Here is a 23,813-nt window from a genome sequence, read left to right as displayed (position 1 = left end):
TATCCGCACAGCGTGCCCTCCTCGGAAGACACGGCCGCCCCCGGGCGCGGCGGCCAGGCGGGAGCAGAGCGAATCCATGGTGGCCGAGTCCAACTCCACACCGCGGCCGGCGGGTGACGGAACCGCGCCGGGCGACCACCCGGCGGGGGTGGCCGCCCTGGTCCGGCTCGCCCCCGTCCTGGTCGACCGGTCCGGCCGGATCGCCCGGTGGGACCGGGCCGCCGAGGAGCTGTTCGGCCACCGCGCCGACGTCGCCCGCGACCGCCCGGCCTCCGGCCTGCTGCCCGCCCTGGAGTCGCGGGTGCTCGAACGCCGCTCCGTCCGCCGCCCCTGCGACGCGTTCGACTTCCTCGCCGAACGGACCGCCGACGGCCGGCCCTGGATCGGCCGGCTGACCGTGACCGACCGCGAGGAGCACCAGCGCGACGTGTTCTGGTGGGCCTATCCGCTGCCCGGCCCGTCCGGCGGACTGCTGGCGCTGGCCGCCGACGCCCGCCCGCTGCGCGCCACCGGACCGCGGCTCGCGCTCGGCGAGCGGCTGCTGCCCTTCGCCGCCGCACCCGGCACCCGGGGCGGCTTCCACGCCCTGGCCGCGGCGCTCACCCCGGCCGGCCGGCCGGTGCCCGAGCCGCTGGCCCGGCTGCTGCCGGTCGCCCACCGCCCGGCACTGCTGGCCGCGCTGGAGCGGGACGGGCTTCCCGCCCTGCGGCTGGACCCGGCCACCGTGCTGCCGGTGCTGCCCGCCGACGCGCAGACCGGTACGGCGCACGCGGCCGCCGGCCTCGGCCGCCGCTACCCGACGCCCCAGCAGCGCGCCGCCCGGGTCGGCCCGGCGCAGTCCGAGCCGGGCGCGCCCGGCCGCCGGCCGCCCGGCCCGCTGCCCGTCCAGCGCGAGGCGGCCGAGCGTCCCGCCGCCACCTTCCCCGTACCGACCGGCGTCCCGTTCCCCGTACCGGCCGCCGTCCGGCCGGTGGCCGCCGTCGGCGGCGCCGCGGTCGGCGGCCCGTCCGGCCTCCCGCCCGTCTCCGGCCGGGAGGCGCCCCCGCCCACCGGAGGAGCTGCCGCCATCGAGCACACCGCCGTCGAGCCGTCCGCCGACGGCCACCCGCCGCTGCCCGCCGACCGGGTCCCGCCCGCCGTCGTCCCGGTCCCGGTGCCCGGGCCGGCCACCGGCGAGGGCCCGCCCGGCGGACGGCTCAGCCCGTTCCTCACCAACGGGCAGGCCGGCGAGCAGCTGGCCCTGCTGAACGAGGTCGGCGGCAAGGTCGGCACCACACTGGACCTCGGCTTCACCGCCCACGAGCTGTGCCAGGTGCTGGTCCCCCGGGTCGCCGACTTCGCCTGCGTGGACCTGGTGGACGGGCTGATCTCGGACTCCGAGCTGCCGGCCGTCCGCCCGGACGACGACACCATGCTGCGCCGGGTCGCCCTGGTCTACAACGAGACCGGCGGCGCCTGGGACCACGTGCTCTCCGAGGGCTCACTGGTCAGCATGCCCCGCCGCACCCCGCCCGGGATGGCCCTGCAGCTGAACCAGCCGGTGCTGGTCCCGGTGATCAGCGCGGACGTCGCGGTCGACTACGCGATCGCGCTCGGCGGCGCCCGGCTGGCCCCGGTGGTCTCCGGCCGCTCGATGCTGGTCGTCCCGCTCTCCGCCCGCGGCACCGTGCTGGGCATCCTCAAGCTGCTCCGGCTGCCGGACCGCGCCCCCTTCGACGAGAGCGACGCCGCGACCCTCAAGGAGCTGGCCGTCCGCGCCGCGCTGTCGCTGGACAACGCCCGGCTGCACCGCGCCGAGGCCCGGGTCGCCACCACCCTGCAGCGCTCGATGATCCCGACCCGCCCGCCGCAGATCCCCGGTGTGCAGATCGCCCACCGCTACCTGCCCGGCGACCCCAAGGCCGAGGTCGGCGGCGACTGGTTCGACGCGATCCAGCTGCCCGGCAGCAGGGTCGCCCTGGTGGTCGGCGACGTGATGGGGCACGGCCTGCACTCGGCGGCCGCGATGGGCCGCTTCCGCACCGCCATGCAGACCCTCGCCGCCCTGGACCTGCCGCCCGGCCAGCTGCTGCGCCACCTGGACAACCTGGCCCACAAGCTCGGCGACGACCACCTCGCGACCTGCCTGTACGCGGTGTACGACCCGATCAACCGGACCTGCGAGCTGGCCAGCGCCGGCCACGTCCCGCCCGTCCTGGTCCACCCGGACGGCACCGGCGAGCTGCTGGAGATCCCGGCCGGCGCCCCGATCGGCGTCGGCGGGGTGCCGTTCGTCGCCAAGACCATCGACGTCTCGGACGGCTCGATGCTGGTGCTCTGCACCGACGGCCTGGTCGAGGTCCGGGGCGGGGACATAGGAGCCGGCCTGGCCGCGCTCTGCGGCAACCTGATCGACCCCCGGCAGAGCCCCGAGCAGGCCTGCGACGAGGTGCTGCGGCGGCTGCACTCGGACGACCGCAAGGACGACGTCGCCCTGCTGGTGGCCCGCTTCGACGGGGTCGCCCCGTCCGAGGTGGCCACCTGGGACCTCACCGTGGACCACCGCGAGGTCCGCCGGGCCCGCTCGCTGGTCCGCGAGCAGCTGGCCGGCTGGCACCTGGAGGCGCTCAGCGACACCACCGAACTGCTGGTCAGCGAGCTGGTGACGAACGCCGTACGGGTCGCCCGGGACACCGTGAAGCTCCAGCTGATCCGGGTGGACAAGCTGCTGGTCGAGGTCAGCGACGACAACCACAACCTGCCCTCGCTGGAACCGGCCGAGCAGCTCGGCGAGACCGGCCGCGGCCTCACCCTGGTCACCAAGCTCGCCGAACGCTGGGGGACCGCCCGCAAGGCGGTGGGCAAGGTCGTCTGGTTCGAGCTCCCGTTCCCGCACTCCTGACGGCCGCCCCCGGACACCGGAAGGCCGCGTACGGGCACCCGTACGCGGCCGGCGGAACGATCGACACCCGTCAGGGGATGACGGCCCCCGCCGAGCGGCGCCGCCGGGCCTCCACCGCGACCTCCATCGAGGCGGCCGCGGCCACCGAGGCGGCGGCGCCGACCCCGGCCAGCACCCTCGGCCAGAAGTCCCCGAAGACCTCGACCGAGACGGCGATCAGCAGCGCGGTGACCACCGCGACCACGTGCTCCAGACCGGCCAGGTTCGGCAGCACGACCGCCTCGCCGATCATCACCGCCACCACCAGACCGCCGGTGAACCAGGCCCGGCAGCGGAACGCGATGCAGATCGCCAGGGCCACCACCGCGGCCGAGGGCCCGGTGTCCCGCACGTAGGCGACCCACTTCGGGAAGCCGAACAGGTGGTGCGGCCCGATCGCCACGCCGACCCGGGCGAACAGCGTGCCCGCCAGGGTGCAGGTGTAGGCGACCACCAGGGTCATCCGACGGCCGAGCACGATCTCGGCGATCGCGAAGACCACGAAGACCTGGGCCAGCGCCCCCCAGACCGGAAGGTCCAGCGCCGGCACGTACAGGGAGAGCGGGGTCCGCAGCAGCGAGACCTCCAGCGGCAGCGCCGCCCGCACCACCCCGATGTTGTTGACGAAGCGCTCGCCGCCCGGCAGGTGCTGGACGATGCTGAACAGCAGGATCAGAAAGGTCGCCGCGGTGGCCAGCGGAACGGCGGCGAACTTCTTGCGCACCACCGCGTCCCGGACCGTCGCGAACAACGTTCCCCACTCGGCGACAGCGGCCGATCCGGCGATTGCCAGCGGCCCCTTTCGCACGCCCCCCGCGTGGGTCCTGTTCATCACAACCGTTTCTCCGAATCCCCGAACTCTCGACCACTCCGACATTAGAAGCCTCTTGACAAAGCCACATCGGCACGGATGTGGAGCCGGGTCATCCTCTGGGGGGAGGCGGTCCCCCCATCAGCCCCCCATTTCGACCGCCCGGCCCCCTCCGCCCCCCGGCGGAGGGCTACCCCTTCCCGTCCCGGGCCGCCACCGGGACCCGGGGCGCCACCACGGCGGCCCGGGCGTGCCGGCGGCGGAACAGGGCGGGCAGGCTGGGCGCGACGATGAAACCCTCGGCGCGCGCGCTCGCGATGCCGATCCGCGGAATCTCGCTGCTCTTCTCGAAGAGCAGGTAGCGCGGTTCCCAGATCGGCCGGTACTTGGCGTTCGCGCGGTACAGCGACTCGATCTGCCACCAGCGCGAGAAGAATCCCAGGATCGAGCGCCACAGCCGCAGCACCGGGCCGGCGCCGAGCCGCGAACCGCGCTCGAAGACCGAGCGGAACATCGCGAAGTTCAGCGACACCCGCTTCAGCCCGACCTCCTCGGCCCGCTGCAGCAGCTCGATGACCATGAACTCCATCAGGCCGTTCTCGGTGTCCCGGGCCCGGCGCATCAGGTCCAGCGAGAGCCCGTCCGGGCCCCACGGCACGAAGCTCAGCAACGCCTTCAGCTCGCCGTCGCCGTCGTGGCACTCCAGCATCACGCAGCGCCCGTCGCCCGGGTCGCCGAGCCGGCCCAGCGCCATCGAGAAGCCGCGCTCCGTCGCCCCGTCGCGCCACTCGTCGGCCTTGGCCACCAGATCGGCCATCTCCACCTCCGAGATGTCCTCGTGGCGGCGGATCCGCACCGTGTACCCGGCCCGCTTGACCCGGTTGTACGCCTGCCGGACCACCCGCATCGCCCGGCCGTCCAGCGAGAACTCGTCCAGCTCGACGATCGCCTCGTCGCCCAGCTCCAGCGCGTCCAGCCCGTGCCGGGCGTAGATCACCCCGGCCTCCTCCGAGGCGCCCATCACGGCCGGCGCCCAGGCGTGCTCCCGGGCCTCGGACAGCCAGGCGTCGATCGCCCCCGGCCAGGCCTCCGGGTCGCCGATCGGGTCGCCCGAGGCCAGCGACACCCCGCCGATCACCCGGTAGGTGACCGCCGCCTTGCCGCTGGGGGAGAACACCACCGCCTTGTCCCGGCGCAGCGCGAAGTAGCCGAGCGAGTCCCGCTCGCCCTGCTTGTCCAGCAGGCCGCGCAGCCTGGCCTCGTCCTCCGCGGTGAGCAGTTCCTTGCCGCGCGGGCTGCGGAAGGCCACGTACAGCACCAGCAGGAAGAGCACCGCGCCCATGAAGTTGATCGCGGCGTTCACCCAGGTCGGCGCGGAGATCACCGAGCGCAGGTGCTCGGACGGGGTGATCGTGATCATCCGGCCGACGGAGTACCGGAACAGGTCCCAGAAGCCGGCCCCGGACAGCTCGTTGGTCAGCCAGACCAGCAGCGCGCCGACGCCGCCGCCGAACGCCAGCCCGCCGACGAAAGTGGCCGCCGCGGTCTTCGGGTTGGAGCTGTCGCCCTTGGACGTGAACTCCCGGCGCCCGATCAGCAGCGCCAGCACGAACAGGCAGGTCAGGACGGTGGAGACGTAGTTGAGCGGGTGGGTGTCGAAGCTCTCGCCCGGCACCACCATGGCCGTCAGGTACAGCAGCGCGAACATGCCGCCGAGCGCCGTGTTGAAGATCCACGCGGCCCGCTTGCGCCGCCGCATCGCGATCGCCAGGAACACCGAGAGCACCGCGCTGGCCAGGCCGGCGGTCATCAGGTACGGGGTGAAGTACTCACCCTCGTTGTGCTCGTAGACCTGGTCGCGGAAGGGCACCAGCAGCACCGTCGCCACGTTCAGCAGGGCGATCAGCCGCAGGTACCAGACGGAGGCCGCGGCGGCCCTCGGGCGCCAGCGGTCGAGCGCGTCACCGAGCCGGGGGCCGGGGGACGTGGCGGACGGCTCCGACTTCACAGTGGACGACACAGCTCAATTCCAAACGATCAGGTGGTGGGGCGCATCCGCGAAAGGGCCGCCGCAGGGCGCCCGCTCGGGCCCGACGGCCTGGCCGGCGACCTCACCCGGCCGACCGCCCGAGGTGGATAAGCGGCCGGAAAAGGGTCAGCCAACTCCATGTTTCCCCACCGAACCTGAGAATTGCGTGAACCGGGTAGCGGATTCCGACCCCCGCCGAACGGCGGGGGTGGACGCCCCCGGCGCCGCGTCCCGATCCGACCGGACCCGGGCCGCAGGCCCTACTCTCGAAACGACCCGCGCGGACCGCCCCGACCCGGCCGCCCGAACCGAGGAGCCACCATCACCACCACCCGCGTGCTGATCGTCGACGACGAGATCCTGGTCCGCTCCGGCCTGGGCCTGATCGTCGGCTCCGCCACCGACCTGGAGGTGGTCGGCGACTGCTCCGGCGGGCAGGCCGAGGAGCACGTCCAGCGGCTGCGCCCGCACGTGGTGCTGCTCGACATCCGGATGCCGGACCTCGACGGCATCTCGGTGCTGCGCCGCCTGCGCGCCCTGCCCGACCCGCCCGCCGTGGCGATGCTCACCACCTTCGACACCGACGAGTACATCGGCACCGCGCTGCGGGCCGGCGCGGCCGGCTTCCTGCTCAAGGACACCGCTCCCGAGCAGCTGGTGCACGCCGTCCGGGTGCTCGCGGCCGGCGGCAACATCCTCTCCCCGACCGTCACCCGCACCGTGATCGGCGGCTACGTGGACGGCGGCGGCCCGGACGCCGAGGCCACCGCGCTGGCCCGCACCCTCACCGGCCGCGAGCTCGACGTGCTCTCGCTGCTCGGCGAGGGCCTGTCCAACGCCGAGATCGCCGACCGGCTCTTCCTCGGCACCGGCACGGTCAAGAACCACATCAGCGCGATCCTCGGCAAGCTCGGCGCCGCCAACCGGGTCCAGGCCGCCGTCCTGGCCCACCGGGCCGGTCTGGTCCGGCCCAAGCCCGGCGACGGGGCATGACCACCGCCGACCAACTGCCGTCCAGACGGCTGCCGGCCTGGTGCACCGCCCCCTGGCTGATGCTGCTGCTGCCCGTCCTCTACTCCCTGCTGGACGCCGCCCTGGTGGCCCGGGAAGCCGCCTGGTGGCAGGTGGCGCTGTCCACGCTGGCCGCCGTCGCGCTGTTCTGGCGCCGCCGCTTCCCGGTGACGGTCCTGCTGCTCACCATGCCGGGCAGCTGGGTGGACGAGATCTGGCTGGCCCCGATAACGGCCGTCTACTCGGTGGCCGCCGAGCGCCCCCGCCCCCGGGTCGTGGTCCCCTGCGGCATCCTGTTCGCCCTGGTCGAGTTCTTCCACTGGCCGCTGCCCGAGGGCGTCCTCGACCTCAGCCGCGCCACCGCGCTGGACGCCATCCAGGCCGTGATGCTGGCGGCCGGCCCGGCCGCCACCGGTCTGCTCGCCCGCACCCGGCGGGAGCTGGCCGCCCGTCTGGACCAGCTGACCCGGGGCCAGGAGCGGGAGAGCCGGCTGCTGGCCGAACGGGTGCTGATCAGCGAGCGCGGCCGGCTGGCCCGGGAGATGCACGACGTGGTCTCACACCAGGTCAGCCTGATCAGCATCCAGGCCGGCGCGCTCCAGGTGAGCAGCGCCGACCCGGCCGCGGTGACCGCCGCCCGCACCATCCGCGAACTGTCCGTACGGACCCTGGACGAGCTGCGCCAGATGGTCGGGGTGCTGCGCGGCACCGGCGGGCTGCCGGACGCCCCGCTCGCCCCCCAGCCCCGGCTGGCCGACCTGCCCCGGCTGATCGAGGAGAGCGGGCTGGCCGCCGACACCGAGCTGGTCCCCGGCGACCGGCCGTGGCCGGAGGCGGTCGAGCGGGCCGCCTACCGCACCGTCCAGGAGGCGCTCACCAACATCACCAAGTACGCCCCGGAGGCGACGGTGCACGTGCGGGTCCGGGCGAAGGGACGCCGGCTGCGGGTCGAGGTCCGCAACGACGCCCCGCCGGTGCGCCCGGAGGAGATCCTGCCGGGCGGCGGCCACGGCCTGGTCGGCCTGCGCGAGCGCGCCCAGCTGCTGGGCGGCACCCTCACCGCCGGGCCGACCCCGGACGGCGGCTTCGCGGTCCGCGCCGAACTCCCCGCCGACCGCGGCTGACCGGGGCTGCCCCGGCCCGGCGGCGAACCGGCGGCCCGGCCGCCCCGGCCCCCACCGGGAGCGGACAACGAGAAAGCCCCGCAGATCCGTAGATCTGCGGGGCTTCGCTGTGCGCGAGGGGGGAGTTGAACCCCCACGCCCTTTCGGGCACTGGAACCTGAATCCAGCGCGTCTGCCTATTCCGCCACCCGCGCATGGGTGTTGTCCTCGTTGCCGACCGTTCCTCCGAACTGCTCGGTACCATCGGTACTTCGCACTTCCTTGGTCCGGCCTCCCTTCCGGGCGGCCCTTCCGACGTGGAAAACATTAGCACGACCTGGGGGGCTGCTCCGAATCCGTTGTCCGGGGAGGCCGACGGCATCCGAACCGATGCCCGACGAACACCCGTACGACCATCGGAAGGGTGATCCGACGGGCACACCTGGCGTGCCGTACCCGAAATGCGTCACCCTGTGTGTCCGAGCCCACCCCCGGGCACCACACGGTCCGGGAACCGTACGGAAGGGCCCGGCGTGGATACGATCAGTACGGAAGTACCGCAAGTAGGAGGCGCGACCGGGTCCCGGGCGGGATCCGGCCGGCAGGCAGGCGAACGAACCCTGGAAGGGGGTGCCCCATGGGAGTGCTGAAGAAGTTCGAGCAGCGGCTCGAGGGTCTCGTCAACGGCACCTTCGCCAAGGTGTTCAAGTCCGAGGTCCAGCCCGTGGAGATCGCCGGAGCGCTGCAGCGCGAGTGCGACAACAACGCGAGCATCTGGAACCGCGACCGCACCGTCGTGCCGAACGACTTCATCGTCGAGCTGAGCCCGCACGACCACGAGCGGCTCAGCCCCTACTCCGGGCAGTTGGGCACCGAGCTGGCCGGCATGGTCCGCGAGTACGCGGAGGCCCAGCGGTACACCTTCATGGGCCCGCTCCAGGTGAACCTGGAGAAGGCCGACGACCTGGACACCGGGCTGTACCGGGTGCGCAGCCGCACCCTGGCCGCCGAGGAGCCCCAGCAGCAGCAGTACGCGCCGCAGCAGCCCGGCTACGACCGGCCGCCGGCCGCTCCGGCCCCCGGCGCACCGTGGCAGCAGCCCGGCGCCGGCCAGTACAACGCGCCCCCGCCGCCCGCCGCGCCCCCCGCGATGCCCCCCGGCCCGCCGGCGCCCGCCGGCGGCAACGTCCGCGCCTTCCCCGGCGCGGGCCACGGCGGCGCCGGGATGCGCCGCTGGGTCGAGGTGAACGGCGCCCGGCACCAGATCACCGGCTCGGCCTGCGTGCTCGGCCGGTCGACCGAGGCGGACGTGCGGATCGACGACCCCGGGGTCTCCCGCAAGCACGCCGAGATCCGGCCCGGCACCCCTTCGATGGTGCTCGACCTGGGGTCCACCAACGGCATCGTGGTGGACGGACAGCACACCCAGCGCGCTACGCTCCGCGACGGCTCGCGAATCGTCGTGGGCTCCACCACCATCGTCTACCGGCAGGTCGAAGGGTAGTGTCCGAATTGTTCGCGCGCCTCGCTCACCGACTGGCGGGACGGTCATGTCAGAACTGACCCTCACGGTCATGCGGCTGGGCTTCCTGGCCGTGTTGTGGCTGTTCGTCATCGTCGCGGTCCAGGTGATCCGCAGCGACCTGTTCGGCACCAAGGTGAACCCGCGGTCCTCCCGTCGCGGCGCGAGCGCCACGACGGGCGCCGGCGCGGCCACCGTGGCCGCCGCACGCGCCGCGGCACCCCCGCAGGCCGCCCCCGCGGCGGGCCAGACCCAGGGCGGCGGCGGGCGCCGCCGCGGCGGCCCGACCCAGCTCGTCGTGGTGCAGGGCTCGCTGGCCGGCACCACGGTGGCGCTCCAGGGCCAGACCATCACGCTCGGCCGCGCGCACGACTCCACCATCGTGCTGGACGACGACTACGCGTCCTCCCGGCATGCCAGGATCTATCCGGATCAGACTGGGCAGTGGACGGTCGAGGATCTAGGCTCCACCAACGGCACCTATCTGGACCGGCAGCGCCTGACCGCGCCCACCCCGCTCCAGCCGGGCATGCCGATCCGTATCGGCAGGACCGTCATCGAACTGCGGAAGTAGTAGCGCATGAGGGACAGCATCCCGTCCATGACCCAGAGGGGGGCACAGGTCGCATGACCCTGGTGCTGCGCTTCGCCGCCGGCTCCCACAAGGGACTGATCCGGGAGGGGAACGAGGACTCCGGCTACGCCGGGCCGCGGCTGCTGGCCGTGGCCGACGGCATGGGCGGCGCCGCGGCCGGCGAGGTCGCTTCCTCCGAGGTGCTCGGCTCGATCGTCCGGCTGGACGAGGACGTGCCGGGCGCCGACCTGCTGACCCTGCTGGGCGACGCCGTCCAGGGCGCCAACGACCGGCTCCGGCAGATGGTCGAGGAGGACCCGCAGCTGGAGGGCATGGGCTGCACCCTGACCGCCATGCTGTGGACGGGCCAGCGGATGGGCCTGGTGCACGTCGGCGACTCCCGCGCCTACCTGCTGCGCGACGGGTCCCTGGTGCAGATCACCCAGGACCACACCTGGGTGCAGCGCCTGGTCGACGAGGGCCGGATCACGCCCGAGGAGGCCGAGACCCACCCGCAGCGCTCGCTGCTGATGCGGGCGCTGGACGGCCGCGGCCAGGTCGAGCCCGACCTGTCGATCCGCGAGGTCCGGGCCGGCGACCGCTACCTGATCTGCTCCGACGGCCTCTCCGGCCCGGTCAGCCACCAGACCCTCCAGGACACCCTCGGCAGCTACTACTCGCCCGAGCAGACCGTGCAGGAGCTGATCCAGCTCGCCCTGCGCGGCGGCGGTCCGGACAACATCACCTGCATCGTGGCGGACGTCATCGACGTCGGCGCCACGGACACCATGAGCGGCCAGTTCAACGACGTCCCGGTGGTGGTCGGCGCGGTCGCCGACGCCCCGCCGTCCTCGGCCGCCGCCGACCGCTCGATCGCGGACACCCCGGCCGGCCGCGCCGCCGGCCTCGGCCGCGGCCCCCAGGGCGCCTTCGGCCCGGCCGAGGGCTACGAGGAGGGCTACGGCGCCGCCCAGGGCGGCTTCGGCCCCGCCGAGGGCTACGAGGGCGAGTACGGCCCCGGCGAGCCCTCGGTGTACGGCACCGGGGAGGCCGACGCGGAGCGCCCCGCCAAGCGCGGGCGCAAGGGCCTGACGGTCTCGCTGGCCGCCCTGGTCACGCTCGGGCTGCTCGGCGGCGCCGGCTGGTTCGGCTACCGGTGGACCCAGGACCAGTACTACGTCGGCACCCAGGACGACCACGTCGCGATCTACCAGGGCATCAACCAGAACCTGGCCGGTCTGAGCCTGTCCTCGGTGCACTCCTCGTACAGCCGGATCCAGCTGAAGTGGCTGCCCGAGGACCAGCAGGCCCACGTGCGGAAGACCATCTCGGTCGGCAGCATGAAGGACGCCCAGTCGACGGTCAACGACCTCGACGGCTGGGTCCAGCTCTGCCAGCGGGCCGCGAAGGCGACCACCCCGGCCACCCCGCCGGCCACCCCGGCGGTGCAGGCCGTGCACCTGGCCGCCACACCCACCCCGACCGAGAAGAACCGCGGCCCGGCCGCGGCGGCGCCGAGCACCGCACCCGCGGCCACCCCGACGCCGACGCCGACCGCGCCGGCGGCACCCGCCCCGGCGCCGAACGCCACACCTCCGGCCGCCGGCGCCCAGGGCGACCAGGCCCCGCTGTCCGAAGAGGAACTCAGCCGGGCCAACTCCTGCCCGAAGCAGTGACGTCCGTGATCAGCCATGGGCCCGCCCCGAGCGGGCTTGCCGGCCGTCAGGGAGCGGTCACCACGTGAGCAGCTACGACCTGAGCGAAGAGTCCACCCGGCCCGGCCGGCGCCGGGCGGCGGCCGACCGAGCCGTCCCCCGCCGGCGGGGCAACACCACGATCTCCCCCCAGGAGGCGCCCAACCGGCGCAACACCGAGCTGGCCATGCTGGTCTTCGCGGTGCTGCTGCCGGTCCTCGCGTACGCCAACGTCGGCCTCGCGATGGACGGCAAGCTGCCCGTCGGCATGCTCGGCTACGGCCTCGGCATGGGCGCCCTGGCGGTGGTCGCGCACCTGCTGGTGCGCCGCTTCGCGCCGTACGCGGACCCGCTGATGCTGCCGATCGCCACCCTGCTCAACGGGCTCGGGGTGGTGATGATCTGGCGGCTCGACAAGGCGGGCAAGCTGCTCAGGGGCAACTACCCGGCGGCCGAGAACCAGCTGATGTGGTCGGGCCTCGGGATCGCCGGGTTCATCGCGGTGATGGTGCTGCTGAAGGACCACCGGGTGCTCCAGCGCTACACCTACATCTCGATGGTGGTGGCCCTGGTGCTGCTCGCGGCACCGGCCTTCTTCCCGTCCCGGGCGGAGGACTTCGGCGCCAAGATCTGGATCCGGCTGGGCAGCTTCTCCATCCAGCCCGGCGAGTTCGCCAAGATCGTCCTGACGGTGTTCTTCGCCGGCTACCTGATGGTCAAGCGGGACGCCCTGGCGCTGGCCAGCCGCCGGTTCATGGGCCTGTACCTGCCGCGCGGCCGCGACCTCGGCCCGATCATCGTGATCTGGCTGCTCAGCCTGCTGATCCTGATCTTCGAGAACGACCTGGGCACGTCCTTCCTGTTCTTCGGCCTGTTCGTGGTGATGCTCTACGTCGCCACCGAGCGGACCAGCTGGATCCTGTTCGGCCTGCTGATGTCGGTCGGCGGCGCGGTCGCGGTCGCCTCGACGGCCAGCCACGTGAAGGTCCGCATCAACGCCTGGCTCGACCCGATGGCCGCCTTCGGCCCGCACCCGCCGAAGGGCGCCACCGAGCAGATCGGCCAGTCGCTGATGGCGCTCGGCTCCGGCGGGGTCACCGGCTCCGGCCTCGGCCAGGGCCGCTCCTGGCTGATCGCGTTCGCCGCCAAGAGCGACTTCATCCTGGGCTCCTTCGGCGAGGAGCTCGGGCTGACCGGCCTGATGGCGATCTTCCTGCTGTACGCGCTGCTGGTCCAGCGCGGCCTGCGCACCGCGCTCGCCGCCCGCGACCCGTTCGGCAAGCTGTTCGCCGTCGGCCTCTCCTCGGCGATGGCGATCCAGGTGTTCGTCGTGGCCGGCGGTGTCACCGGGCTGATCCCGCTCACCGGTATGACCATGCCGTTCCTCGCGCAGGGCGGTTCGTCCGTGGTCGCCAACTGGGCGCTGGTCGCGATCCTGCTGAAGATCAGCGACAGCGCCCGCCGCCCCGGGGCCGAACCGGCCCCGGCCACCGAGGGCCAGGGAGGACCCGCCCGATGAACAAGCCGATCCGCCGGGTCTCGATCTTCTGCCTCGTCCTGATCCTGGCCCTGATGGTGCGCACCAACTGGGTGCAGGGCGTCCAGGCCGAGTCCTGGGCGACCAACAAGAACAACAAGCGCCAGCTGTACGACCGGTACGCCCACCCGCGCGGCAACATCATCGTCAGCGGCCAGCCGGTCACCAAGTCCGACTACGTCAACGGCCTGCGCTACAAGTACAAGCGGGCCTGGGTCGACGGCCCGATGTACGCCCCGGTGACCGGCTACTCCTCCCAGGCCTACGGCTCCAACCAGCTGGAGAACCTGGAGGACGGCATCCTCTCCGGCACCGACGACCGGCTGTTCTTCCGCAACACCCTGGACATGCTGACCGGCGAGCAGAAGCGCGGCGGCGACGTCGTCACCACGATCAACGCCAAGGTCCAGAAGGCCGCCTTCGACGCCATGGGCAACAAGAAGGGCGCGGTGGTCGCCCTCGACCCGAAGACCGGCGCGATCCTGGGGCTGGTCTCCACGCCCTCCTACGACCCGGGCACCTTCGCCGGCGGCGACGACGCCGACACCAAGGCCTGGACGGACCTCAACGCGGACCCGAACAAGCCGATGCTCAACCGGGCGCTGAAGGAGACATATCCGCCCGGCTCGACCTTCAAGCTGGTCACCGCGACCGCGGCGTTCGAGAACGGCCGGTACCAGAGCATCGACGACGCGACGGACACGCCGGAGCCGTACATCCTGCCGTACACCACCACCCAGCTGAAGAACGAGAGCCCCAACGAGCGCTGCGAGAACGCCACCGTCAAGTCCGGGATGGACCAGTCCTGCAACACGGTCTTCGCCAAGATGGGCGCCGACCTGGGCAAGGAGCGGATGCGCGCGCAGGCCGAGAAGTTCGGCTTCAACAGCACGGTCGACACCCCGATCAGGTCCGAGAAGAGCGTCTTCCCGGACAGCCCCAGCCTCGACGGCACCGCCCAGGACTCGATCGGCCAGCACGACACCCGCGCCACCCCGCTCCAGATGGCCATGGTCTCCGCCGCGATCGCCAACAACGGCAGCCTGATGCAGCCGTACCTGGTGGACCAGGAGCGCTCGGCCTCGCTGACCACCATCTCCAAGCACACCGAGAAGCAGTTCTCCCAGCCGATGAGCCCGGCCACCGCGCAGAAGATGCAGGACCTGATGGTCTCGGTGGTCGAGAACGGCACCGGCAAGAACGCCCAGATCCCCGGCCTCCAGGTCGGCGGCAAGACCGGCACCGCCCAGCACGGCGAGGACAACGCCGGGCTGCCGTTCGCCTGGTTCACGTCCTGGGCCAAGACCTCGGACGGCCAGTCGGTCGCGGTCGCCGTGGTGGTCGAGGACGGTTCCCAGAACCGCGACGGCATCAGCGGCGGCCGGCTCGCGGCCCCGATCGCCAAGGCGGTGATGCAGGCCGCACTCGGCAAGTAGGAGCGCGATCCGGGGTGAGGGGAATGTCACGATCGACAGGCCCGTCCGGATACCGGTCTGATATCGGCCGACGGCTGACTCCGGCCCGATGCGGTACGACCGGTAGCGTATCCGCCAGCAGCGGGTGTGCCCGTTGCCGCCCGCGAGGCACCGCACGGCCCGGCCGGAGAACCGGTCGCGGACCGCGCGGCGTCACCCAGAGCGTGCGGGGACACCTACGTCACAACCTCACCGGCGGGTGAGGGAGAGGGTCGGATCTATGGAAGAGCCTCGTCGCCTCGGCGGCAGGTACGAGCTCGGCGGCGTCCTCGGACGCGGCGGCATGGCCGAGGTGTACCTCGCCCATGACACCCGACTCGGCCGCTCCGTCGCAGTGAAGACGCTCCGGGCCGACATGGCCCGGGATCCGTCGTTCCAGGCCCGCTTCCGCCGCGAGGCACAGTCGGCGGCGTCCCTGAACCACCCCGCGATCGTCGCCGTGTACGACACGGGCGAGGACTACATCGACGGCATCTCCATCCCGTACATCGTGATGGAGTACGTCGAGGGGTCCACGCTGCGCGAGCTGCTGCACTCCGGCCGCCGGCTGCTGCCCGAGCGCGCGCTGGAGATGACCATCGGCATCCTCCAGGCCCTGGAGTACTCGCACCGGGCCGGCATCGTGCACCGCGACATCAAGCCGGCCAACGTGATGCTGACCCGGCAGGGCAACGTCAAGGTCATGGACTTCGGCATCGCCCGTGCGATGGGTGACGCCGGGATGACCATGACGCAGACCTCGGCCGTCATCGGCACCGCCCAGTACCTCTCCCCGGAACAGGCCAAGGGCGAGCAGGTCGACGCCCGCTCCGACCTCTACTCCACCGGCTGCCTGCTCTACGAGCTGCTGACCGTCCGCCCGCCGTTCGTCGGCGACTCGCCGGTCGCGGTGGCCTACCAGCACGTCCGGGAGGAGCCGCAGCCGCCGTCGGTCTTCGACCCCGAGGTGCGCCCCGAGATCGACGCCATCGTGCTGAAGGCGCTCGCCAAGGAGCGCGACTACCGCTACCAGAGCGCCGACGAGATGCGCGACGACATCGAGCGCTTCCTCGACGGCCTGCCGGTGGCCGCCGCCCAGCAGGCCGCGTACGGCATGGGCGCGGCCGGCTACGGCTACGACCAGAACGGCTACCCGCAACAGCACGACCCGTACGGCCAGACCAACGTGCTGCCGCAGCAGCCCGGCGGCGGCCCGACCACCGTCCTACCGCAGGCCTCCGGGCAGCCCGGCTACGGGCAGCAGGGCGGCTACCAGGACGACGGCTACGGCCAGACCTACGCCGGCGCTGCGGGCGGCGGCAACGACGGCTACGACGACGGCTACGGCCGCGGCGGGGGCCGACGGGGCGAGGACCAGCCGAAGAAGAGCAACACCTCCTGGATCGTGCTGGCGGTGGCCGCCGTGCTGGTCCTGGTGGGCACCTTCTTCGTCGCCCAGGCGATGTTCGGCGACAAGGGCGGCAAGGACCCCGCGAAGGTCACCGCGCCGAACCTGGTCGGCAAGACCCTGGCCGAGGCCAAGACGGCCGCCGCCGCGGCCGGTTCGAAGCTCGTGGTGGCCGAGGGCGAGAAGGTCGCCTGCCCGGACGCCAACGTCAAGAAGGACCAGGTCTGCACCCAGAACCCGGGGGCGGGGCTGCAGGTCGCCGAGAACGCCACCATCACGGTGCAGGTCTCCTCCGGCCCGGCCAAGGCGCCGGTCCCCGGCGTGACCGGCAAGACCAAGGACCAGGCCGTCAAGCTGCTCGCGGACGCCGGCTTCGCCAACGTCACCACCGAGTACAAGGACGACGACAACGCCCCGCAGGACACCGTCACCGGCCAGGACCCGGCGGCCAACGCGGCCGTCGACCCGAGCACCGCGATCAAGCTGACCGTGTCGCAGGGCAAGGCCAAGGTGAACGTCCCGAACGTGGTCGGCTCCCAGAAGGAGGAGGCGCAGGCCACCCTCCAGGGCCTCGGCTTCCAGGTGGACGCCTCGAAGACCGTGGCGGCCCCCGACCCGAGCAAGGTCAACACGGTCTACGCGCAGTCGGTCCCGGCCAACACCAAGGCCCCGGCCAACACCAAGATCTCGCTGACCATCTACAAGGCGCCGGACAAGGTCCAGGTCCCGCCGCTGGCGAACGTCAAGCTGTCGGACGCCATCAGCACGCTGTCGAAGATCGGCCTGGGCTACACCGTGGCCAGCGGTCCGCCGGACCCGAACGCGACCGTCCAGCAGACCAACCCGCCGGCCGGCACCATGGTCGACCCGAACACCCAGATCCAGCTCTACACCAAGGCGGCCGAGCCGACCAAAGGGGGCGACCCCACCACCACACCCCCCAAAGGGGACCACTAAGCCTCCGATATTCCCATGGTTCGACTGAGCCGGAGGAGAAGCAGTCCGGAGCACGCCCGAGGGCCCGCCGCGACACCAGCGGCGGGCCCTCGGGCGTTTGGTTACCCCGGCCCCGTCGGGAGGGCCGTACGGCGGCTTCAGGGGCGCCGCAGCTCCGGCGGCGGGGTGCGCTTGGCGTCCATGTCGTCCACCCGTACCAGGCTCCCCCAGACGGCCATCCGGTAGCGCGAGGTGTACACCGGCGTACAGGTGGTCAGGGTGATGTAGCGGCCGGGGCCGGCGTAGCCGGAGCGGGCCGGGACGGGCGCCACGATGCCGGTGTCGTACTTGGACGTCTCCGCCAGGGTGCTGTCGACCCTGTAGACGTACCACTTGTCCTTGGTCTCCACCACGACCGCGTCGCCCTTGTGGACGGCGTCCAGGTCGTGGAACTTGGCGCCGTGGCCGTCCCGGTGGGCGGCCAGCGCGAAGTTGCCCTCCTGGTCCCAGGGCATGGCGGCCCGGTACGGCTGCTCGTAGACGCCCGCCACGCCGTCGTCCAGCACCTCGGCGGAGGTGCCCATCCGGATCAGCACCTGGTTGTTCCGGCCCATCGCCGGGACGTGCAGGAAGCCCACGTCGGCCCCCACCGCGAACTGCCCCGGCGCGGGCGCGGCGCCGGAGCCGCCGGACGCACCGGCGGTTCCGGTTCCGGGGGCACCGGGAGCACCGGGGGTGCCGGACGCGCCGGGGGCCGGGGCGGCGCCGGGCGCGGCCGGGGAGCCGGGGGCCGGGCCCGCGGCCCAGCTGCTGCGCAGCCGGTCGGCGGCGGCCGAGGCGGAGCGGTCCGCCTGCACGTTGGTCCACCACAGCGAGTAGGCCACGAACAGGCCGAGCACCAGGCCCAGGGTGATCAGCAGCTCGCCGAAGACCCCGAGCGCGGCCAGCGCCCCGCTCCGCCCCCGCCCGGCCGTCCGCCCTGGCGGCGCAGAGGCCTCCCGCGCCGGTTCGGCCGACTGCGCGGTCTCGTCCTGCATCTGCGTGCTCCCCCTCCGGGCCGGGCGGCTACCCGCCCGTGATCGCGGCCGGCTTGCCCTGGGCACGCGGCCGTTCCTCGATCATCTTGCCAAAGACGATGAGACGGAACTTCGAGGTGAATTCCGGGGTACAGGTCGTCAGCGTGATGTAGCGGCCGGGACCGGCGTACCCGGCGCCGTTCGGCACCGGCTTGATCACGCTCACGTTGTTGGGGGAGGTCTCCGGGATGCCCCCGGTGACCTCGTAGGTGTAGTAGCCGGCGGCCGTCTCCACCACGATCTTGTCGCCCTTGCCGAGCTGGTTGATGTACCGGAACGGCTCGCCGTGGGTGTTGCGGTGGGCGGCCAGCGCGAAGTTGCCCGCCTTGTCGCCCGGCATCCCGGTGCCGGCGTAGTGGCCGACCAGGCCCTTGTCGAGCACCGCCGACTTGGAGGTGCCCTCGGCGATCGGGAACTTCAGCCCCAGCTTGGGCAGGTGGATGATGGCGAAACCCTTGTTGGGCTCGAACACCTCGGGCTTGTTCGGGTCCGGGGCCGGCGGCCCGGGCTGTCCCGGCTGGACGGGCGGCGCGACCGCGTCGAACTGCTGCTCCAGCTGGTTGCGGGCGCCGTCGGCGGCCGCGTCGGCCTGCACGTTGGTCCACCAGAGCTGGTACGCGACGAAGAGCAGCATCACCACGCCGAGCGAGATGCACAGCTCGCCGACGCCCCTGGCGGCCACCACCAGCAGGGACTCCTTGGGGCGCACCCGTCCGGCGGCCCGGCCGCCCGCCCGGCGCCGGCCGCTGCCGGAGCGCAGCGAGGTGCGGCCCTGGGCGGCGCGGCGGCGCTCGGCCCGGCCACCGGTCGGCGCCGGTTCGGCGGCCGGTCCGCCGAGGTCGGCGGGCAGCCGCAGCTGGAGGGTCTGGTCGGGCAGCCAGGGGTACTCGGGCCCGTCCACGATGGGCTCCTGGGCCTGCTCGTACACGCCCCAGGCGTCCTCGGGCGCGGTCTGCGCCGGGTAGCCCTGCTGGTACGGCGCTCCGCCGGTGCCCTCGTCCCGGCCCTGGTACCCGGGCCCGCCGTACTGCTGCACGGTGCCGTACGGGTCCGCCTCCGGCTGGAAGCGCCCCTCCGGACGCAGCGCGGTCACGCCGGTCAGCCCCGGCCGATCACCGGGGCGAGCCCGGCCGACCGGTCGACCGCCTGCGGGAAGCCGCACTCCGCGAGCCAGTTGGCGAGCATCCGGTGACCGCCCTCGGTGAGCACCGACTCGGGGTGGAACTGCACGCCCTCGACCGGCAGTTCACGGTGCCTCAGGCCCATGATCACGCCGGTCGCGGTGCGCGCGGTGACCACCAGCTCGGCCGGCACGGTGGCCGGTTCGACCGCGAGCGAGTGGTAGCGGGTCGCGGTCAGCGGCGAGGGCAGGCCCTCGAAGACCCCGCCGTCCTCGTGCTCGACCGGCGAGGTCTTGCCGTGCAGCAGCTCGGGCGCCCGGCCGACCACCGCGCCGTACGCGGCCGCGATCGACTGGAGGCCCAGGCAGACACCGAACACCGGCAGCCCGATCCGGGCGCAGTGGTGCACCATCTCGATGCAGACCCCGGCCTCCTCCGGGGCGCCGGGCCCGGGGGAGAGCAGCACTCCGTCGAAGCCCTCCGCACCGGAGCGGCGGACGGCGTGCTCGACGGTCACCTCGTCGTTGCGCACCACCTCGCAGGTGGCGCCGAGCTGGTACAGGTACTGGACCAGGTTGAAGACGAAGCTGTCGTAGTTGTCCACCACCAGGATGCGGGGCGGGGTCGTCGGCCGGGTCGTCATGCGCGCGTGGTCTCCGTGGGATGCGGTGCTGGAAGGGAGTGCCGGGCCCGCCGGCTCAGCCGGTCGCGGCGCCGTCGCCGCCGTCCACTGTGACGTCGCCGAAGGGGAGCAGCGGTTCCGCCCACGGGAAGACGTAGGTGAAGAGGAGGTAGACGATCCCCAGGACGAGGAGCAGCGAGATGACGGACCGGACCAGGGTGTTCCCCGGGAGGTGACGCCAGATCCAGCCGTACATGGTGCTCCCTCGACGCAGCGGACTGGGTTAAAGAGTAGACCCGCCGTCCACGGCCGCGGGGCAGGTCCGCTACTGCTGCCCGCCCGCCGACCGCAGTTCGGTGGTGCCGGAGTAGCCGGGCAGCGTCAGCTCGCCGCTCTCCTGGACCTTCCAGCCCAGCCCGTACGCCTGGACGTACTGGAGGTAGTTGCGGATCGTCGGGTCCGCCTCGACGGCGGAGCGCAGGGCGTCGGTCCGCCCGACCGCCTTGACCACGTACGGCGGGGAGTAGACCCGGCCCTGGAGCAGCAGGGTGTTGCCGACGCAGCGGACGGCGCTGGTGGAGATCAGCCGCTGGTCCATCACCTGCACGCCCTCGGCGCCGCCCCGCCACAGCGCGTTGACCACGGCCTGGATGTCCTGCTGGTGGATCACCAGGTCGTTGACGCCGGGCTCGGGCACGCCGGGGATGCGCGCGGTGGCGTTCGGCGGGGCGTCGTTGAGGGTGACGGTCAGGCCGCCGCCCTGGAGCGGCTCCAGCGCGGCGCCGGTGCGCAGGCCGTCCAGCCGCACGGCGTCGGCGGGGTCGTGGCCCTGCTGCTCGGTGAGCTGCCGGGCGCGGGCCTGGAGGTCGGCGAGCTGGGACTGCGCCTGCTGGTTCTGCGCGCTGCGCTGGCGGACCACGTCGCCGAGGCTGAGCAGCGAGTTGTCGGTCCGCAGGTCGGTGCCGCGGGCGGTCTGCGCGCTGATGTAGAAGAGCAGACCGGCGAGCGCGAAGACGGCGCAGGTCAGGGCACGGCCGACAATTCGGGTGCCGGAGCGGCGGGTACGGGCCGGCTCGGGGGGAATCGACAAATTAGTCACCGTACCCTTATCTCCTCAAGACCCGCAGAGCCACTACGCTAACGGACGCCGGTGGCATGTGGCGGAGCGGTCCCCAGGACGTTCTCCACGGCCGGCCCGGCCGATTCCACCCGTTGCACCCCGCGCGGTCTCACAGCGCATCGACAGGAGAGCTCCTCGTGCCGAAGTCTCGACTCCGCAAGAAGTCCGACTACACCCCGCCGACCACGGCCGCGGTGAAGATCAGCTCGGGCCGTGGTTGGGTCGCCCCGCTGATGCTGGCACTGTTCCTGATCGGCCTGGTGTGGATCGTCACCTACTACGTGACCAGCGGCACCTACCCGGTCGAGAGCTGGCGCAACTGGAACATCCTGGTGGGCTTCGGCTTCATCGCCGCCGGGTTCGGCGTCTCCACCCAGTGGAAGTGACGGCCCGCCCGTCCTGAGGCTCCGCTCCGAGCCGTTCTCCCGCCGCTCCGGATCGCTCGTCCCGGGGCGGCGGTCAGGCGTGTCCGGAGCCGGGTGGGATCCGGTTATCCCCATCATCCGACCACCCGCTTATCCACATGGTTATCCACACTGGGGAAAAGTCCCCCCAGCCTGTGGATAACCTTCCCGGGTGCGGCCGCCCACAGCTGTGCGCAACTCCCCGGGAACGGAGAAATCGCACAGGAGGACACGCGTAGAACAGCAGTCCACAACCGGGTGGGCGCACAGCCTGTGCACAACCCCGCACCCGCTGTGGACAAACGTCCGAGCGCTCGGTCCCGTCAGCTCCCGTAGAGGGCCATCCCGGCCAGCAGCATCCCCGCCTCGACCGCCACCGCGCCCGCCACCGCCAGTGCCTGCACCGGGCCGCGGCGCTCCCGCGGGGCGTACATCAGGCCGGCCGCGGTCAGCGAGCCGAGCAGCAGGCCGCCGATGTGCGCGCGCCAGTCGATCCCGGGGCGGGAGAAGGTGACGATCAGGTTGAAGACCAGGAACGCCATCGCCGGGCCGAGCGGGCCCCGGTTGCGCAGCTGCAGCACGATCGTGGCGCCGATCAGCCCGAAGACCGCCCCCGAGGCGCCCACCGAGTTCATCCAGTCGCCGGCCACCACGAAGGCGAAGGTGCTGCCGCCCAGGGCGGAGACCAGGTAGAGGGCCAGGAAGCGCAGCCGGCCGAGCGCCTCCTCCAGCGGCGGGCCGAGCCAGAACAGCACCAGCATGTTCATCCCGACGTGCCACCACTCCAGGTGGAGGAAGGCGGCGGTCAGCAGCCGGTACCACTGGCCCGGGCCGTCGGCGATGCCCGCCGGGCCGCCGAGGATGTCCCGCCCGGCGCTGAACAGCGACCAGGTCTGGCCCAGCCGCGGGGCGAGCACGTAGGCCGCCAGCACCCAGACCACGACGTTGACCCCGATCAGCACCCGGGTGACCAGGCCGCCGTCGGCGGCCAGGGCGCCGCCGAACCGGGTGGTCGCCTGCCGCGACCCGGCGTGGCCGTCGCCGACGCACTCGGGGCACTGGAAGCCCACCGAGGCGGCCACCATGCAGCGGGGGCAGATCGGCCGCTCGCAGCGGGTGCAGGAGACCCCGGTGGGGGTCTGCGGGTGCCGGTAGCAGCCGGGCGGCCCGGCCTCCGGGGACCGGTCTGCCGACGACCGCGGCTCGTCCGGGAGCATCAGCGGGGTCCCCTTCCCGTACACGACCTCCGAAACCGCCAGCCTACTGCCGCACCCCCGCTCCCGGACCTACTCCCCCGCAGCCACCCAGTCCGCCCCTAGGCCCCGCCCGCTCGGACCCGCCCGTACGACCCAACCCGGTGTGCCGCCCCACCCCGTCTCCCCGCCGCCCGCCCCGCACGGACCCGCCCGTACGGCCCACCTCGGCGTGCCGCCCCCGCCCCGCCCGCCCCGCAGGGGCCCGCTCGCACGCCCAACCCGGTGTGCCGCCCCGCCCCGTCTCCCCACCGCCCGCCCCGCACGAACCCGCCCGTACGGCCCACCTCGGCGTGCCGCCCCCGCCCCGCAGGAGCCCGCAGGGGCCCGCGTACGGCCCATCCGAAGTGCCTTCGGACAAATCAGGATGCATGATCAGCATTCAGGTGGATATGTGCATAAAGGACGCCACCCAGGAGGAGAGACTCGTGAGCTTTTCGGATTCGGCCCGAGAGACGGCCACCAGGACCCGGGACACCGCCGCACAGTTCGCGGACGGCGCCAAGCAGCGTCTCGGCCCCGCCTTGGACGCCTTCGGGCCGAAGGCCGCGCTGGCCGCCCACAACCTCCGCAGCCAGTACGACCGCCACCTGGCCCCGCAGTTCGGCCACGCCTTCGCCAGCCTTCCGCCGGACGCCCAGCAGAACGCCCTGAAGGCCCTCCACCGGGCCCAGGAGGCCGCCCTGGCGGCCCGCCTGTCCGCCACCCGGGCCGCGGATCAGGCCCGCGCCACCGTGGGCCCCAGGGTCGCCCAGGCGGTCGAGGAGGCCCGCGCGACCGTCGGCCCGGTCGCCCAGGAGGCCCAGGCCCGCGGCGCGGCCGCGCTGACCGCCCTCCAGGGCAACGTCAGCTCGGCCGAGATCAGCGAGCTGGCCGCCCGGAACGCCAGGAAGGGGCGCTGCAACCGGACCTCCACCGGCCTCGCCGTGGCCGGCCTGCTGGCGATCGGCGGCGGCATCGTGGCCTGGCAGTGGTGGCGCCGGCACAGCAACCCGGAGTGGCTGGTCGAGCCCCCCGCCCCGCAGGAGCCCCGGCCGGCCGGTGCGCACGCCGCCTCCGCCCCGGTGAACGGCTCCGGCCCGGACTTCCCCGGCGAGTCCACGGACGGCGTCCCGTCCGCCGAGAACGGCGGCCCGGCCCCCGAGGACGGACCGCAGCCGCGCTGACCGCACGGCGACCCCCGGAAACGCCGATCGGCCGCCGCCCTGGATTCCAGGG

The 23,813-nt window shown here is 73.1% G+C and carries 19 protein-coding genes and 1 tRNA gene; 11 read left to right on the top strand and 9 right to left on the bottom strand.

Translation table 11 applies throughout. From position 1 onward, the window contains the following. Positions 1-76 precede the first annotated feature (76 nt). Complete coding sequence (locus ACIQI7_RS07885) at positions 77-2,881, top strand: SpoIIE family protein phosphatase (RefSeq protein ID WP_401106140.1); 2,805 nt, start codon at positions 77-79, stop codon at positions 2,879-2,881. A gap of 70 nt (positions 2,882-2,951) precedes the next feature. Here ACIQI7_RS07885 and ACIQI7_RS07880 read toward each other — a convergent pair whose 3' ends face one another. Further along, entirely contained in the window at positions 2,952-3,671 is a 720-nt protein-coding gene (locus ACIQI7_RS07880) for a hypothetical protein (protein WP_401106137.1), read from the bottom strand. A gap of 250 nt (positions 3,672-3,921) precedes the next feature. Further along, the gene (locus ACIQI7_RS07875) at positions 3,922-5,751 is read right to left on the bottom strand and encodes a phosphatidylglycerol lysyltransferase domain-containing protein (protein ID WP_401106135.1); all 1,830 of its coding nucleotides are present in this window, start codon (positions 5,749-5,751) and stop codon (positions 3,922-3,924) included. Positions 5,752-6,099: 348 nt separating this feature from the next. On the opposite strand from ACIQI7_RS07875, the gene ACIQI7_RS07870 reads away from it, so the two are divergent. After that, a complete protein-coding gene (locus tag ACIQI7_RS07870) occupies positions 6,100-6,753 on the top strand; it encodes a response regulator (protein ID WP_401106895.1) in 654 nt (217 codons plus the stop codon). Continuing rightward, a complete protein-coding gene (locus ACIQI7_RS07865; protein ID WP_401106133.1) occupies positions 6,750-7,895 on the top strand; it encodes a sensor histidine kinase in 1,146 nt (381 codons plus the stop codon). The genes ACIQI7_RS07870 and ACIQI7_RS07865 overlap by 4 nt, the downstream gene beginning before the upstream one ends. A gap of 110 nt (positions 7,896-8,005) precedes the next feature. Here ACIQI7_RS07865 and ACIQI7_RS07860 read toward each other — a convergent pair. Beyond that, positions 8,006-8,089, bottom strand: a tRNA-Leu gene (locus ACIQI7_RS07860). Positions 8,090-8,511: 422 nt separating this feature from the next. On the opposite strand from ACIQI7_RS07860, the gene ACIQI7_RS07855 reads away from it, so the two are divergent. The 6 genes from ACIQI7_RS07855 (at position 8,512) to pknB (ending at position 17,020) form a co-directional block, all read left to right on the top strand. Further along, positions 8,512-9,378, top strand: coding sequence for an FhaA domain-containing protein (locus ACIQI7_RS07855; protein ID WP_401106131.1), 867 nt, complete (start codon positions 8,512-8,514; stop codon positions 9,376-9,378). Between the two features lie 46 nt (positions 9,379-9,424). Next, the gene (locus tag ACIQI7_RS07850) at positions 9,425-9,970 is read left to right on the top strand and encodes an FHA domain-containing protein (protein WP_387760641.1); all 546 of its coding nucleotides are present in this window, start codon (positions 9,425-9,427) and stop codon (positions 9,968-9,970) included. Positions 9,971-10,023: 53 nt separating this feature from the next. After that, positions 10,024-11,646: a PP2C family protein-serine/threonine phosphatase gene (locus tag ACIQI7_RS07845; RefSeq protein ID WP_401106128.1), complete on the top strand. Its 1,623-nt coding sequence runs from the start codon at positions 10,024-10,026 to the stop codon at positions 11,644-11,646. Positions 11,647-11,806: 160 nt separating this feature from the next. Continuing rightward, positions 11,807-13,183 (top strand): FtsW/RodA/SpoVE family cell cycle protein, encoded by a 1,377-nt coding sequence (locus ACIQI7_RS07840; protein ID WP_401106893.1) that lies wholly within the window; start codon positions 11,807-11,809, stop codon positions 13,181-13,183. Further along, the gene (locus ACIQI7_RS07835) at positions 13,180-14,637 is read left to right on the top strand and encodes a peptidoglycan D,D-transpeptidase FtsI family protein (RefSeq protein WP_401106127.1); all 1,458 of its coding nucleotides are present in this window, start codon (positions 13,180-13,182) and stop codon (positions 14,635-14,637) included. Before ACIQI7_RS07840 ends, ACIQI7_RS07835 begins: the two co-directional genes overlap by 4 nt. Positions 14,638-14,896: 259 nt before the next feature. Further along, positions 14,897-17,020, top strand: a complete 2,124-nt coding sequence (gene pknB, locus ACIQI7_RS07830; protein WP_401106125.1) for a Stk1 family PASTA domain-containing Ser/Thr kinase — start codon at positions 14,897-14,899, stop codon at positions 17,018-17,020. A 137-nt stretch (positions 17,021-17,157) separates the two neighbouring features. Here the strand turns inward: pknB and ACIQI7_RS07825 are convergent, their stop codons facing one another. The 5 genes from ACIQI7_RS07825 to ACIQI7_RS07805 all read right to left on the bottom strand — a co-directional run bounded on the left by ACIQI7_RS07825 (position 17,158) and on the right by ACIQI7_RS07805 (position 20,908). Further along, positions 17,158-18,036 (bottom strand): class E sortase, encoded by an 879-nt coding sequence (locus tag ACIQI7_RS07825; RefSeq protein ID WP_401106124.1) that lies wholly within the window; start codon positions 18,034-18,036, stop codon positions 17,158-17,160. Positions 18,037-18,064: 28 nt separating this feature from the next. Further along, the gene (locus ACIQI7_RS07820) at positions 18,065-19,168 is read right to left on the bottom strand and encodes a class E sortase (protein WP_401106123.1); all 1,104 of its coding nucleotides are present in this window, start codon (positions 19,166-19,168) and stop codon (positions 18,065-18,067) included. Between the two features lie 5 nt (positions 19,169-19,173). Further along, the gene (locus ACIQI7_RS07815) at positions 19,174-19,839 is read right to left on the bottom strand and encodes an aminodeoxychorismate/anthranilate synthase component II (protein WP_401106121.1); all 666 of its coding nucleotides are present in this window, start codon (positions 19,837-19,839) and stop codon (positions 19,174-19,176) included. Between the two features lie 55 nt (positions 19,840-19,894). Beyond that, the gene (locus tag ACIQI7_RS07810) at positions 19,895-20,074 is read right to left on the bottom strand and encodes a hypothetical protein (RefSeq protein WP_387760634.1); all 180 of its coding nucleotides are present in this window, start codon (positions 20,072-20,074) and stop codon (positions 19,895-19,897) included. Positions 20,075-20,143: 69 nt separating this feature from the next. Then, entirely contained in the window at positions 20,144-20,908 is a 765-nt protein-coding gene (locus ACIQI7_RS07805; RefSeq protein ID WP_401106119.1) for a DUF881 domain-containing protein, read from the bottom strand. Positions 20,909-21,075: 167 nt separating this feature from the next. Here ACIQI7_RS07805 and crgA point away from each other — a divergent pair, with 167 nt between their 5' ends. Then, a complete protein-coding gene (gene crgA, locus ACIQI7_RS07800) occupies positions 21,076-21,324 on the top strand; it encodes a cell division protein CrgA (RefSeq protein WP_049656797.1) in 249 nt (82 codons plus the stop codon). A 341-nt stretch (positions 21,325-21,665) separates the two neighbouring features. On the opposite strand, the gene ACIQI7_RS07795 is transcribed toward crgA, so the two are convergent. Then, positions 21,666-22,559, bottom strand: coding sequence for a rhomboid family intramembrane serine protease (locus ACIQI7_RS07795; RefSeq protein WP_401106117.1), 894 nt, complete (start codon positions 22,557-22,559; stop codon positions 21,666-21,668). Between the two features lie 464 nt (positions 22,560-23,023). Here ACIQI7_RS07795 and ACIQI7_RS07790 point away from each other — a divergent pair, with 464 nt between their 5' ends. Next, entirely contained in the window at positions 23,024-23,761 is a 738-nt protein-coding gene (locus tag ACIQI7_RS07790) for a DUF5324 family protein (protein ID WP_401106115.1), read from the top strand. Positions 23,762-23,813: the final 52 nt, after the last annotated feature.

The organism is Kitasatospora sp. NPDC092039 (assembly GCF_044756065.1).
GTDB lineage: Bacteria > Actinomycetota > Actinomycetes > Streptomycetales > Streptomycetaceae > Kitasatospora.
Note: the sequence above shows the minus strand (reverse complement) of the source record. Positions and strands in the feature narration are given on the sequence as shown.